The sequence below is a fragment of the Sphingomonas astragali genome, from assembly GCF_051400615.1.
Classification (GTDB): Bacteria; Pseudomonadota; Alphaproteobacteria; order Sphingomonadales; family Sphingomonadaceae; genus Sphingomonas.
On sequence record NZ_JBLFFH010000003.1, the window covers coordinates 196,641 to 210,525 of the forward strand.

General features: G+C 70.0%; 12 protein-coding genes. 6 read left to right on the forward strand and 6 right to left on the reverse strand.

The genetic code is table 11. The features are described 5' to 3' along the window. Positions 1-14: 14 nt before the first annotated feature. Both ACMGER_RS15470 and ACMGER_RS15475 read right to left on the reverse strand, forming a co-directional pair. Positions 15-1,760 (reverse strand): ABC transporter permease, encoded by a 1,746-nt coding sequence (locus tag ACMGER_RS15470; RefSeq protein ID WP_436813062.1) that lies wholly within the window; start codon positions 1,758-1,760, stop codon positions 15-17. Between the two features lie 21 nt (positions 1,761-1,781). Continuing rightward, positions 1,782-2,501: an MgtC/SapB family protein gene (locus ACMGER_RS15475; protein WP_436813063.1), complete on the reverse strand. Its 720-nt coding sequence runs from the start codon at positions 2,499-2,501 to the stop codon at positions 1,782-1,784. A gap of 410 nt (positions 2,502-2,911) precedes the next feature. Between ACMGER_RS15475 and corA the strand changes: the two genes are divergently transcribed. Further along, positions 2,912-3,880 (forward strand): magnesium/cobalt transporter CorA, encoded by a 969-nt coding sequence (gene corA, locus ACMGER_RS15480; RefSeq protein ID WP_436813064.1) that lies wholly within the window; start codon positions 2,912-2,914, stop codon positions 3,878-3,880. Here the strand turns inward: corA and ACMGER_RS15485 are convergent. The 4 genes from ACMGER_RS15485 to ACMGER_RS15500 all read right to left on the reverse strand — a co-directional run bounded on the left by ACMGER_RS15485 (position 3,858) and on the right by ACMGER_RS15500 (position 8,140). Further along, positions 3,858-4,589 (reverse strand): class I SAM-dependent methyltransferase, encoded by a 732-nt coding sequence (locus tag ACMGER_RS15485; RefSeq protein WP_436813065.1) that lies wholly within the window; start codon positions 4,587-4,589, stop codon positions 3,858-3,860. The two genes, corA and ACMGER_RS15485, sit on opposite strands and share 23 nt — an antisense overlap. Positions 4,590-4,818: 229 nt before the next feature. Next, the gene (locus tag ACMGER_RS15490) at positions 4,819-5,949 is read right to left on the reverse strand and encodes a S1C family serine protease (RefSeq protein WP_436813066.1); all 1,131 of its coding nucleotides are present in this window, start codon (positions 5,947-5,949) and stop codon (positions 4,819-4,821) included. Further along, a complete protein-coding gene (locus ACMGER_RS15495; protein ID WP_436813067.1) occupies positions 5,942-7,702 on the reverse strand; it encodes a chloride channel protein in 1,761 nt (586 codons plus the stop codon). Before ACMGER_RS15495 ends, ACMGER_RS15490 begins: the two co-directional genes overlap by 8 nt. 186 nt (positions 7,703-7,888) lie before the next feature. Further along, a complete protein-coding gene (locus tag ACMGER_RS15500) occupies positions 7,889-8,140 on the reverse strand; it encodes a hypothetical protein (protein WP_436813068.1) in 252 nt (83 codons plus the stop codon). Between the two features lie 160 nt (positions 8,141-8,300). Here ACMGER_RS15500 and ACMGER_RS15505 point away from each other — a divergent pair, with 160 nt between their 5' ends. The 5 genes from ACMGER_RS15505 (at position 8,301) to ACMGER_RS15525 (ending at position 13,859) form a co-directional block, all read left to right on the forward strand. Further along, entirely contained in the window at positions 8,301-9,017 is a 717-nt protein-coding gene (locus ACMGER_RS15505; protein ID WP_436813069.1) for a response regulator transcription factor, read from the forward strand. Beyond that, positions 9,014-10,330: an ATP-binding protein gene (locus ACMGER_RS15510; protein WP_436813070.1), complete on the forward strand. Its 1,317-nt coding sequence runs from the start codon at positions 9,014-9,016 to the stop codon at positions 10,328-10,330. The genes ACMGER_RS15505 and ACMGER_RS15510 overlap by 4 nt, the downstream gene beginning before the upstream one ends. A gap of 265 nt (positions 10,331-10,595) precedes the next feature. After that, positions 10,596-11,291, forward strand: coding sequence for a carbonic anhydrase (locus ACMGER_RS15515; RefSeq protein WP_436813071.1), 696 nt, complete (start codon positions 10,596-10,598; stop codon positions 11,289-11,291). Continuing rightward, positions 11,288-12,817, forward strand: a complete 1,530-nt coding sequence (locus ACMGER_RS15520) for a SulP family inorganic anion transporter (protein ID WP_436813072.1) — start codon at positions 11,288-11,290, stop codon at positions 12,815-12,817. The genes ACMGER_RS15515 and ACMGER_RS15520 overlap by 4 nt, the downstream gene beginning before the upstream one ends. Before the next feature lie 196 nt (positions 12,818-13,013). Further along, entirely contained in the window at positions 13,014-13,859 is an 846-nt protein-coding gene (locus ACMGER_RS15525; protein ID WP_436813073.1) for a TorF family putative porin, read from the forward strand. Positions 13,860-13,885 lie beyond the last annotated feature (26 nt).

Here is a 13,885-nt window from a genome sequence, read left to right on the forward strand (position 1 = left end):
GGCTCCTTGTCTGATCAGGCGAGGCGGAGGCGGCGCTCGGCGAAGCTGTAGAGCGGCCGCCAGAGCAGCCGGTTGAAGGCGATGACGAAGACCGACATCGTGGCGATGCCGAGCGCTACGCGCGGATAGTCGCCGGCGGCGGTCGCATCGGCGATGAAAGCGCCCAGGCCCGCGGCGTGGAGCTTCTCGTCGCCCCACGACACGGCCTCGGCGACGATCGAGGCGTTCCACGACCCGCCCGAGGCGGTGAGCGCGCCGGTGACATAATAGGGAAATATTCCGGGCAGCGCGACCTGCCGCCACCATTGCCAGCCCCTCACCCCGAACATGCCGGCGGCCTCGCGCAGGTCGGTCGGGATTGCGCTCGCGCCGGCGATGACGTTGAACAGGATGTACCATTGCGTGCCGAGGATCATCAGCGGCGACAGCCAGACGTCGGGGCTGAGGCGCCAATGGACGATCGCGATCACCGCGAACGGGAACAACACGTTCGCGGGGAAGGCGGCGAGGAACTGCGCGACCGGCTGGAGCCGCTCGGCCCATTTCGGCCGGAGCCCGATCCACATGCCGATCGGCACCCAGATCAAGCTGGCGAGCGCGATCAGCGCCAGCACGCGGGCCATGGTGAGGCAAGCGAGGCCGAGGACGGCGACGCCATCCTCCCACCGCAGCGTGCGCGCGACATAATGGCCGATGACCCACAGCGCATAGACGAGCGCGACGCCGACCAGCACCCGCCAGGCGAGTTCGCCGAGACGCCCATGCGCGCGGGCGTGGACCGGGCGGCTCTCGCCGGCGCCCCGATCGAGCGCGAGCAGCAGGCGGCCCAGCCACGTCAGCGGCGCGAACATGAGCGGGAGCAGCCGGGTGCGGCGGAACAGGTCATAGGCCCAGGAGCGCGGCCGCTCGGTGCTGGCGGTCTGCTCGAAGCGGAAGCGATCGGCCCAGGCAACCACCGGGCGGAACACCAGCTGGTCGTAGAGCAGGATCACCACCGCCATCGCGCCCACCGCCCAGGCGACCGCGGCGAAGTCGCGCCGCTCGATCGCCAGCGCCAGCCAGGAGCCGATGCCGGGCAGCGCGACGGTGGTATTGCCGACCGTGATCGCCTCCGACGCGACCACGAAGAACCAGCCGCCGGACATCGACATCATCGCGTTCCACACCAGCGCGGGCGTCGCGAACGGGAGCTCCAGCCGCAGGAACCGGCGCAGCGGCGACAGGCCGAACCCGCGCGACACCTCCTCAAGGTCGGAGGGGATCGAGCGCAGCGACTGGTAAAAGCTGAATGCCATGTTCCACGCCTGGCTGGTGAAGATCGCGAAGATCGCCGCCAGCTCGACGCCGAGCTGCTGGCCCGGGAACAGGCCCATGAAGAAGGTGACGGTGAAGGTGAGGAAGCCGAGGATCGGCACCGACTGGAGGATGTCGAGCGCGGGGACGATGATCTGCTCGGCGCGGCGGCTGCGCGCGGCGAGCGTCGCCACCACCAGCGTGAAGGCCAGGCTGGCGAACAGCGCCGCGAACATGCGCAGCGTCGTGCGCAGCGCATAGCCTGGCAGGTTCGCCGGATCGAGGGCGATCGGCGCGCTGCGCAGCTGCGACAGCGGCTCGGCCATGCCCTCGGCGCCGCGGATGACGAGCACCGCCAGACCCGCGAGCAGCAGGAAGGCGACGGCGTCCGCCCGGTTGGGCGCGGTTACGCGCAACATGCGCGAGAAGGGACGGAGCGCCCGGACCCGTGATTTTTCCTTGCTCATGGTGTGTCTCCAGGCATCGGGTCAGCTGGTGGTGCTGACGGTCCAGGTGGCGCTCATCACGCCGCGGTGGCGCGCGAGATGCTCCGCGACGGCGTCGAGGTCGGCATGGTTCGCGCTCGTCGGCACCAGCAGTGCCGCCAGCTCCACCGAATCCTCACTGTCCGACAGGGTCTCGATCTCGCGGATCGGATAGTGCAGCCGCTCCAGCTCCTCGAAGAGCAGGTCGCGTGCGCCCGCGACCTGCCCGGGCGCGCAGACGAGATGCACGCGGTAGAGCGCCTCGGTCTGGCCGGGCTCGATCGGCCGGCGGTTCACGAACTCGACCAGCGGCCGCAGCAGTGTATTCCCCGCCAGCACGAAACCCGCGACCAGCACCGCCTCGGCAAGCTGGCGGCCGCCCGCGAAGGCGCCGACCGCCGCCGAGGCCCAGAGCGTCGCGGCCGTGTTGAGCCCGCGCACCTGCGTCCCTTCCTTCATGATGACGCCGGCACCGAGGAAGCCGATGCCTGAGACGACGTAGGAGACGACGCGCACCCCGCCGTCAGGGCCGGCGGTGCGCAGGCCGAGGTCGACGAAGGCGGCCGCGCCGAGCGCGACCAGCACGTTGGTCCTGAGCCCGGCGGTGCGCTGGCGCCACTGGCGTTCGAGCCCGATCGCGGTGCCGAGGACGAAGGCGACCGCGAGGCAGGCAAAGCTCGTCGCCAGCGCCTGCCAGTCGAGCGGGAGCAGCGACGCGTTCACGGCCGCACCACGGAGCCGGCGCGCCCGCGGATCGCCGCGGACGGAAGGGCAATCGGACGGATCCGGTCAGGGCCGCCTGCGCATCGTACGCGCAGGGCGGAAGCCACGTCGCGGGGACGGGGAAATGTGCTCATGTCTCACCTCGTTCGGACGCCGCCTTCGGCATCCGGGGCGAGACTGATGCAGGATCAGGCTCGGCCGAAGGCCGTCAGCGGCGCAGACAATCGACTACTGTCGCTTGGCATGGTTGGTTGGCTTTCCTGATCGTCGGCGAGTTGCACCGACAGCGGCGCGATTGCTCCCGCGATGCAGCATTGTCAAGCGCGGTTGCCGGCACACCGGCGGATCGGTCGTTCCTGCGCCGGCGGAGGTCTGCTAGGCAGCGCGGGAAAGCACGACCCGGAGAGTCCATGAGCGTCATCGCGGCCCAATTGTATCGCCACGGCCAGGGCGTGGAATCGATCTCGCTCGATCAGCCCATGCGCTGTGCCGGGGATCGTTCGGAATTCGTCTGGATCGGCCTGTTCGAGCCGACCGAGGACGAGCTCCGCAAGCTGCAGGACGGCTACGGCCTGCATCCGCTGGCCGTCGAGGATGCCTTGAAGGCGAACCAGCTGCCCAAGCTCGACGTCTATGGCGACCAGCTGTTCGTGATGACCCGCACGGCCCATCTCGACGGCGATCACATCCTCTACGGCGAGACCGCGATCTTCGTCGGCGAGGACCATATCATCACCGTCCGCCACGGCTCGGCGCGCGCACATACCGAGCTGCGCGCCCAGCTCGAGGCGTCGCCGTCGCTGCTCAAGCACGGCGTCGACTACGTCCTCCACGCGATCCTCGACTTCATCGTCGACGGCTACCTGCCGATCGTCGAGACGATCGAGGAGGAGGTCCTCCATATGGAGCAGCGCGCGCTCGACGCCTTCCTCGAGCGCGAGGAGATCATGCGCATCTTCCGCCTGCGCCGCGAGCTGATCCGGTTCCAGCGCGTCATCCGGCCGATGGCCGAGCTGTGCGGGCGCCTCGTCCATCTCGACCTGCCGTGCATCGATGCCGAGGTCCGGCCCTATTTCCAGGACGTGCTCGATCATGTGCAGCGCGTCGAGGCGATGATCGGCTCGCTGCGGGACGTGCTGACCTCGGTATTCGAGGTCAGCCACCTGCTCGAATCGCAGCGTCAGGGCACGATTACGCGCCAGCTCGCGGCCTGGGCGGCGATCCTGGCGGTGCCCACCGCGATCGCCGGCATCTACGGCATGAATTTCGAGAACATGCCGGAATTGAAGATGCAGTACGGCTATTTCGCCGTCGTCGGCATCATCGCCGTGCTGTGCGTCACGCTCTACATCCGGTTCAAGCGCGCGCGCTGGTTGTGACGCGCGGGGCGCCGCGCCAGTTCCGGCCGAGCAGCGTTCCCTTGGTGCTTCCGGACAGCCGGCGGAACGCGATGTCGGGCCAGCGCTTGCGCCACCATCGCGCGACGATGCGCTCGCCCGGCCGCGCCGCATCGTCCAGCAGCACCACGGCACCGGGGGACAGGCGGCCGAACAACGTCTCGGCGGCGCCCCGCACGAACGGATGGACCGACCAGGGCGGGCCGTCGATAATCAGCAGGTCGATCGTGTCGGGGAGGTCGCCGAGGTCGTACCAGAGGCCCGGCCAATCCGGTACGGTCCGCTCCAGCGGCGCGTGGCGGAGGTCGGCCGGAGCGTCGTGATCGCGGAGCCATCGGGATGTCGCCTCGACGAAGCCGGCGTGCTGATCGTAGCTGATCAGCCGGCCGCCGCCGTGGAGCTTCAGGGCCTTCGCGCAGACCAGCGTCGAGGCGCCCGCGCCGAGCTCCACCACGGTGCCGGGGCGTAGCTCCTCCACCGCGTCGACGATGCGGTGGAGGAATCCGGTATCCGCCTTCCAGCTTCCGAGATGAGGAAGCGCGTCGGGTTCGAGCTCGAGCCGCGCGAGCAGGCGGGCCTTGCTGGCCCGCGTGCCGCCCCACAGGCTGTAGAGCAGCCATGGCCATCCGATCGCACCGAACAGCAGCCGGTAGCTCAGATCGGAGAGCGCGCGGTGACTCGGCCGGGACATTCGCTGTTCGGGCAGAGGGAACAGTCCCGTCAATTCTCGTGAGGTCATGCAGCCGTCCATTGAAGTCGATGGCCGCTTGCAGGCCAAGCGCCGATACAACCGGCTAATCGCGAGCGATGATGCGAAGAATGCCCGCCGCGAGCAAGATCGCGAGCCGCCCCAGCAGCTTCTTCTGCGACGGAATCGCCGTCCTTCAGGCCCGTGATCCGCGCGCGGGCGGGCGGCGCGCTCATTCTCCGTCCTGGAGATCGAGCGTCAGGCCTTGCGAGCGCCGCTGGACCTGGAGCGTCAGCGCGGACCTGCCGGTGTCGAGCGCGCGCGCCAGTTCCGATGCGCTCGACACCGGCTGGCCGGCGGCGGCGACGATTACGTCGCCGGCCCTGAGGCCGCCCTTGTCGGCGGGCGAATTCTGCTCGATGAGCGAGACGATCGCGCCGCGTGCGCGGCTGGCGCCGGCACGCGCGGCGAGGGTGGGGCCGACGTCCTCGACCTCGAAGCCGAAGGCGTTTTCCGGCGACGTGCCGTTCCGGACCAGTTCGTCGGCCACGCGGTCGGCGGTCGAGGCGGGCAGCAGGACGGTGGAATCGGCGTCCGCATCGTCCTGCGGAGCGAGGCCGGCGATGGCGATGACGCGTCCGGCGAGGTCCAGCACCGGCATTCCGGCGAGGGTGGGATCGAGCGCCGGCCTCACCTCCAGGCCGGTGCGCAGCCCCGGCTCCCCGGCGAGGAAATCGGTGCTCACCAGCACGGCGGTGACGATGCAGCCCGTCCCGTTCGGAGAGGTGAGGGCGAGCCCCGTCTGCCCGATCCGGGGAAAGCCGTCGTCGGCGAACCGGAGCGCGGGGAGCGTGCCGGCCTCGACCTTGAACAGCGCCAGCCCGGACAGATCGTCGGCGGCCTTGCGCGCGGCGGGAACGACGCGGCCGTCGCCCAGCACCGCCTCGACGTCGCCGTCCGGCACCGCCGCGGCCGAGGTCAGCAGATAGCCATCCTCCGAAATGACGAAGCCGACCGCCCGCACCGGCGGAGGGGCGGCCGGTCCCTTCGCCGACCCCGCGCTGGCCGGCGCCTTGTCCGCGGCGCCCGCCGATCGAAGCAGCACGATCGCGGGACAGCTGCGCTCGACCAGATCGGGGATGGCGTCGAGCCCCGGCCGCGCGCTGGTGGCGATGCGGACCGGCTCGACGACGCGCTGCTCGACCTTGGTGATCCGCGGCCAGACATTGGCGCCGATCGCGACTCCGGCCAGTACCGCCGCCAGAATCACCGCCGCGGCGCCGGCGGCACGCAGCATCGATCGGCCGCCGGGGGCCACCACCGGCGGCGGTTCGGCGGCCTCCGGCGCGGCCGGATCACTCACCGAACAGCTCCCGCTGCGACTTCTCGATCTCCTCGGTATAGCGCCGCCGCACATATTTCTCCGAAAGCAGCCCGAGCACGCGCCGCGCGGAGTCCACCACCGCGAGGTCGTCGGCCTCGCGCTGCTCGAACGCCCGCATCACCGCCACGACGTCGTCATCGGGCCGCAGCGCACAGTCGCCGAGGACCGCGAGCGACTGGGCCGGCGCCTCGGCGTCGACGCCGGGGGCATAGGCGGCCGCGGTGACGACCAGGCCGGTATAGGTTCCGTCCGGCCCCGTCAGGATGACGCGCGTGGCCGAGCCCAACGGGTGCCGGCGCCGGAATTCGGCGATGCTGATCGAGCGGTCCTCGGTCGGCACGCCGCGCCGCATCATCCGGCCCGCGGTCAGCGTCTTGATCCAACCGACATCGCGGGCGCTGCGGATCGTCTCGCCGCGGGTGTGCAGCCGCCAGGTCGAGAAGGAGAAGCCGAAGGTCTCGCGCGCGAGCGTGCTGGCGCACAATGCGGCGGTGATCGCCACGCCGGTCAGCGCGAAGTCATGGGTCGATTCGAGCACCAGCATCGACATCGTCATCGGCCCGCCGACCACCGAGACCGCCATGGCGGCCATGCCGACCAGCGCGGCGTCGGTGGCGTCGACCGGCGCGGCCCCCGGGACGAGGTTGATCAGCCCGGCATAGATCTGCCCCGCCAGCGAACCCAGGAACAGCGAGGCGAAGAACAGGCCGCCGCGGAAACCGAACCCCAGCGAGACGGCCGAGGCCAGCATCTTGAGCAGGAAGATCGTCGCGAGGAAGGCGAGGCTGACCGGAATGGTGAGGTCGAGATGGAGCGCGCCGTGCCCGGCCGAGAGCGCCTGCGGCGACATCCAGGCGATCGGCATCAGCAGGACGCCGCCGACGACCGGCCGCCACGCATCCGGAATGGGGGACTGGCGCACGCGCAGCTCGATCAGCGTCACCGCCTGCATCAGGATGATGCCGATGAGCGCGCAGATCAGCCCGAGCGCGCCGAACAGGAAATAGTCGGCGGTGTCGATCGCGTGCGCGCTGGGCAGCGCGATCAGATAGGCCGGCGCGCCCGACGCTCGGATCGTCAGCACCGCGGCAAGGGCGGCGGCCGCCACCGGCGCGATCGCCGCGGGCGTGTAGGCGCCGATCACGATCTCGAAGGCATAGAAGGCGCCGGTCAGCGGCGCGCCGAATGCCGCGCCGACCGCCGCGCCGGCGCCGGCGCCGACCAGCACGCGCAGGTCGTTGCGCCGCAGGCGAAGGCGCTGCCCAGCGACCGAGGCGAGGCCGCCGCCCATCTGCGCATAGGCGGCCTCGAGCCCGACCGAGGCCCCGGCGCCGTTGGAGATGAGCGTCTGCGCCGAGACGAACAGGCTGTCGCCGACCGGGATGATCCCGCCGTGCAGGGCATTGGCCTCGACCACGTCGACCGGAGCGCTGCTCCGCCGGCGCGCGAAGCGCCCGAGCAGCGCCAGCAGCGCGCCGCCGAGCGGCAGCGCGAGCAGGCTCCACGGCGAGACGGACGCCTTCGCGCTCAGCCGCTCGACGTCGAGGCCGTAGAGCAGCCGCTGGGCCAGATGGGCGAGCCGGCTCTGGATCAGCGTCGTCACGCCCGCGCACAGGCCGATGACGATCGCCAGCGCGATCAGCGCGCCTTCGCTCGACCTGAAGCGGCGCCGCTGGGCGGCGAGGAAACGGATGGCTCGGGAGGCGGTCATGATCTCGGCTTGCGGAACCATGCCTCCCTATTCCGCGGGAAGGCACGCGTCCACCGGCCGATGATCCATGGCCAGCGCATCTGATGGCGGCGCATCTGATGAACGTCCGACCTCCGACGCCGGGCTGGAGGCGATCGGAGAGACGCAGGGCGCCTTATGCCGCGACCAGTGCGTTCCTGAACGCGTCCGGGGAGGTGAGGAGCCGGATCAGCGCTCGGCAGTGGCCGAGGCGCTGACGGCCGGGTCGGCGGCAGCTGCCTGCGACGGCTTCGCGCGGGATTCCGCCGGGCAGCGCACGATCGGACTGGACTGGACCGGCTTGCCCGCGGGCGTGTGGACCTGCTGGACGTGGCAGCCGGCCTTGATCGCGGCGCCGAGGTGCGGGTGGCGCAGGGCGTCGGCGGCGGGTACGGTGACGAGCGCCGCGAGCGCGGCGCCGGTGGTGGTCAGGATGGTCATGGGAACGCCTCCTCGGCAGGATGAAAATCCTACTGCAGCTAGGGAGGTCGATTTTCCTGACCTTGGCGCTATTGTGAGGAAATGTTGCTGGTTTGCTGCATCGCGGTACCGCCGTTGACGGGCGGAGCCCCGCGCCATACCTCCCGGCGCTCGGATTGACATGACTGCACCGACCATCCTCCTCGTCGAAGACGATCCGCCGCTCCGCACGCTGACGGCGCGCGCGCTGCAGGAGAACGGCTACGCCGTCCGCCCGGCCGGTTCCGCGCCCGAGATGTGGCGCGCGTTCGAGGCGGGACCGGTCGACCTGGTGCTGCTCGACATCATGCTGCCCGGCACCAGCGGCATCGACCTGTGCCGCGCGATCCGCCGCGACAGCGACGTGCCGATCATCTTCGTCTCGGCCAAGAGCAGCGAGACTGACCGCGTCGTCGGACTGGAGCTCGGCGCCGACGACTATCTGGCCAAGCCGTTCGGCACGCGCGAGCTGGTCGCGCGGGTGCGCGCGGTGCTGCGGCGCAGGTCGGGCAACGGCAACGGCGACGCCGGCAAGCGCGATCGGGGCGAGCTTCACTTCGACGGCTGGACCATCCACCTGCCGCGCCGCGAGCTCCATTCGCCGACCGACGCGATCGTCGAGCTGACCGGCGCCGAGTTCGACCTGCTGGTCGCGCTCTGCGACAACGCCCAGCGCGTGATCGCGCGCGAGCGGCTGATCGAGCTGTCGCGCACCCGGCTCGGCGACAGCTCCGACCGCAGCGTCGACGTGCTGGTCAGCCGCCTGCGCCGCAAGCTTTCGGGCGCGGGCAAGGCGGCGCCGATCATCACCGTGCGCGGGATCGGCTATATGCTCAATGTCCCCGTGGAGCGCCGTTGAAGCTTCTCCCCCGCCTGCCGCTCGGCATCATCGGGCGCATCTTCGCGATCCTGCTGCTGGCGCTGCTGGTCGAATATGGCGCGACCACCTTTCTCTACGAGCGTGCCAGCCGCTACTCGATCCGCGACGACGAGGCCAACCGGCTCGCCGAGCACCTCGTCATCGCGCGCAAGCTGCTCGAGGAGCAGCCGGCGCAGCACCGTTCCGGGATGGCGGGCGAGCTCACCACCTCGCGCTATCTGGTCCGCTGGAAGGATCACCTGCCGCCGTCGCCGCGCGTCGCCCCCTCGCTCGATCGGATGCACAAGCAGATCATCGCGTGGGAGCCGGACCTGGCGAGACGCGACCTGCGCATGAGGCTGAAATCGCCGGGGCGCAACGCCTATATCACCGGCACGCTGCGGCTCGACGACGGCAGCTGGCTCTATTTCCAGACGCTGGAGCCGCTCCATCAGATCGATTTTGCGGTCGGACGAGTGCTGCTCGCGCTCACCCCCGCGATCGCCTTGATCGTGATCGGCGGCCTGATGGTGCGGCAGGTGCTGCGGCCGCTCCGCCGCCTTGCCGAAGTCGCCGATCGGGTCGGTCACGGCCAGGAGATCGAGCGCGTGCCGGAAGCGGGTCCCGGCGAGGTGCGGCGGGTGATCACCGCCTTCAACGAGATGCAGGACCGCATCCACCGGCTGATCCAGGACCGCACCGAGGCGCTTGCCGCGGTCGGCCATGATTTCCGCACGCCGCTCTCGCGCCTGCGCCTGCGCGCCGACGCGGTCGCCGACGACGGGCTGCGCACGGCGATCGAGCAGGACGTCGCCGAGATGGAGGACATGGTGTCCTCGCTGCTTGCCTATTTGGGCGGGGACGGGGACAGCGAGCCGGCGATGTCGACCGATCTCGCCGTGATGTGCTCGACGATCGTCAGCAATGCCGCGGATCAAGGGCGTCCGGCGACCTATTCCGGTCCCGATCATTGCGAGCTCACCGTGCGTCCGCTCGGGATCAAGCGCGCGATCGTCAACCTGGTCGAGAACGCGCTCCACTATGGCGGCAACGCGCGCGTGTCGCTGGCCGACCGCGGGCATGAGGTAGCAGTCTGCATCGACGACGACGGCCCCGGCATTCCCGAGGAGGCGCGCCAGCAGGTGCTGCAGCCCTTCGTCCGGCTCGACCGGGCGCGTTCGCGCGATACCTCGGGCTTCGGGCTCGGCCTGCCGATCGTGGTGCGCGCGGTCGATGCCGAGGGCGGAGCTTTCTCCCTCACCAACCGGCCCGAGGGTGGGCTGACCGCCGAGATCGTGCTGCCTCGCCCGTAGGGCGGGCGTCCGTCTCCGAGGAGAAGCCGATTCTCTCTGCCACCCTCCCGGCGAAAGCCGGGATCCGAGGTCGCAGGGGGCGTAGCCCGTGGTCCTGGATGCCGGATCAAGTCCGGCATGACGATGAGGAGGATGGATCGACCTTCATCGTCCTGCCGCGCCGCCGAAGCGCTTCGCCGACGGCAACAATTCCTTACGAAACTGCTGCGCCGCAGCAAGAGACGGACCCTAACTCCTCGGCTCTGCTGACCGAGGAGTGTGTACCGTGAACGAATTGATCGGACGTGTCTTCGACTTCGAGAAGCGGGTCTTCCCCAGCCAGGGTGCCCTTTACTCGAAGCTCGCGACCCAGGGGCAGAGCCCCAAGGCGCTGATGATCTCCTGCGCCGACAGCCGCGTGGTGCCCGAGCAGATCATGCAGGCCCAGCCGGGCGACCTGTTCGTGTGTCGCAACGCCGGCAACATCGTGCCGCCCTTCGCCAACCAGAACGGCGGCGTGTCCTCGACCGTCGAATATGCGGTCGCGGCGCTCGGCGTGCGCGACATCATCGTGTGCGGTCATTCGGACTGCGGCGCGATGAAGGCGCTGATGAACCCCGAGATGCTGAACGGGATGCCCAACGTCGCCGCCTGGCTGCGCCACAGCCACGCCGCTGAGAGCGTGGTGCGCCAGGGCTATCCCGAGCTTTCGAGCGGCGATGCGGTGCGCACCGCGAGCATGGAGAACGTCGTCGTCCAGCTCTCGCACCTTCGGACCCATCCGTCGGTCGCCGCCGGCATCGCCCGGGGCGAGATCGCGCTGCACGGCTGGTTCGTCGACATCCACGCCGGCGTGGTGCTCGGCCTCGACGGCGAGACCGGCCGCTTCGTGCCGATCCGCGACGATCGCCCGCTGCCGGTCGCGCTGCCGGCGGCGCAGCGTCTCGCCAGCGACGTGCTGATCGCGGAGGCGGCGGAATGACGACCGCCACGCTCCAGTCGCCCGACGCGGTGAAGTCGCGCGGCACCGTCGCACGCGACTTCACCGCCTCGATCGTCGTATTCCTGGTGGCGATGCCGCTGTGCATGGGCATCGCCATCGCCTCCGGCGTGCCGCCCGAGAAGGGGCTGATCACCGGCATCATCGGCGGCATCGTCGTCGGCGCGCTCGCCGGTTCGCCGCTGCAGGTGAGCGGCCCGGCCGCGGGCCTCGCCGTCATCATCTTCGAGCTGGTGCGCGACCAGGGCCTCTCCGCCTTGGGACCGATCCTGGTGCTCGCCGGCATCATCCAGTTCGTCGCCGGCGTGCTGCGCGTCGGCGGCTGGTTCCGCGCGGTCTCGCCCGCGGTGGTGCACGGGATGCTCGCCGGCATCGGCGTGCTGATCGTCGCCGGCCAGTTCCACGTGCTGTTCGACCAGAAGCCGCTGCCGAACGGCCTTCAGAACCTCGCCGCCATGCCCGGCCGCCTGCTCGGCCTGTCGCCGACCAGCCTGGAGGGAACCGAGCTCGCCGCGATCATCGCGCTCGTCACCATCGCCGTGATGATCGGCTGGGAGAAGCTCCGTCCCGCCAGCATGAAGCTGGTGCCGGGTGCGCTGCTGGGCGTGGTCGCGGGCACGCTGCTCGCCTGGGGCTTCGGGCTCGGGGTCGCGCGCGTGATCGTTCCCGAATCGATCGTCGGCGCGATCACGCTGCCGGGCGCGGACATGTTCGCGCGCTGGCTCGATCCCAGCATCCTCGCCGCTGCGGTCGCCATCGCCTTCATCGCCAGCGCCGAGACCCTGCTGTCGGCGGCGGCGGTCGACCGGATGCACGACGGCGTCCGCACCAACTACAACAAGGAACTGCGCGCGCAGGGCGTGGGCAACCTGCTCTGCGGCTTGGCCGGCTCGCTCCCGATGACGGGCGTGATCGTGCGAAGCTCCGCCAACGTCCAGGCGGGCGCGCAGACCCGGCTGTCCACCATGCTGCACGGCGTGTGGATCCTGGGCTTCGTCGCGCTGCTGCCGTGGCTGCTGCGCGAGATTCCGATGGCCTCGCTCGGCGCGGTGCTGGTGGTGACCGGCTGGCGGCTGGTCAATTTCGGCCATGCCCGCCATCTGCTCAAGCACTATGGCATATTGCCCGCTGCGATCTGGGCGATCACGCTGGTCACCGTGGTGGCGGAGGACCTGCTCACCGGCGTGCTGGTCGGCATCGGCCTGTCGCTGATCGAGCTGCTGCCGCACTGGCGCCGCCTCGGCCTCAAGCTCGACCATGAGCATGGCGAGGAGGAGAGCGCGATCCGGCTGGCGGGCACGGCCTCCTTCCTGGCGGTGCCCAAGCTCACCAGCGCGCTCGACGCGGTGCCGCAGGGCCGTCCGGTGCGGTTCGACGTCAGCGACCTCGCGGCGGTCGACCACACCTCGGCGGAGATCATCCGCGAATGGGTGAACCGCCGCCGCGCGGCCGGGGCACCCGTGCACGTCACCGGCGCGCCGGAGCTGACCGAGCGGCTGGCGGCTTAGAAGTTACCGTCATCCCGGCGTTCGCCGGGATGACGGGAGCGTGGCAACATTTCGTCACAATTCAGCAACCAACCGGAACGGCAATAGCGTTACGCAAGGCTGCATCGGGTCCGATCGACCACCGTCCCTCCCGAGAAGGTCGACGGTCCCGGTGCAGGCGGGAACCTCACACCAACATCCTTGATAAGGATCGGCGATGAAGTTCCACACCAAGACGGCCGCCATCGTGGCGGCGATGACGATTGCCACCTCCGCTGCCGCCCAGGATACCGATCCGCCCAAGCCGATCACCGTCACCGGCAGCGTCGCCCTCGTTTCCGACTATCGCTTCCGCGGCGTCTCCCAGAGCGATGAGGAGATGGCGGTGCAGGGCGGCGTCACCGTTTCCCATGAAAGCGGCGTCTATGCCGGCGTCTGGGGCTCCAACCTGTCCGGCTGGGGCACCTTCGGCGGCGCCAATATGGAGCTGGACCTCGTCGGCGGCTTCAAGACCCCGATCGGCGGCGGCGCGACGCTCGACGTCGGCCTCACCTGGTACATGTACCCCGGCGGCGCCAGCAAGACCGACTTCGCCGAGCCTTATGTCAAGGTCAGCGGCACGCTCGGCCCGGTCAATGCGCTGGTCGGCGTCGCCTATGCGCCCAAGCAGGAGGCGCTCGGCCGCTGGTACAACACCGGCGCCGACGCCGCGGCCGGCGTCTACAACGATCCGGGCGCCAAGGACGACAATCTCTATCTGTGGAGCGACGTGAGCTCGGGCGTGCCGGGGACGCCGTTCACGGTGAAGGGCCATCTCGGCTATTCGGACGGCAATCCGGGGCTCGGCCCCAACGGCACCAGCGTGGCGCCGACCGGCAGCTATCTCGACTGGCTGCTGGGCGTGGATGCCGTGGTCGGGCCGCTGACCCTCGGCGTCGCCTATGTCGACACCGACATCAGCAAGGCGGACTCGGCCTATCTGCTGCCGAACTTCAGCTCGACCAAGGACGGCAGTCCGATCGCAGCGTCGCAGGTGGTGTTCTCGGTCAGCGCCGCGTTCTAGCCTATCTAAGCCCCTCCCTTGAAGGG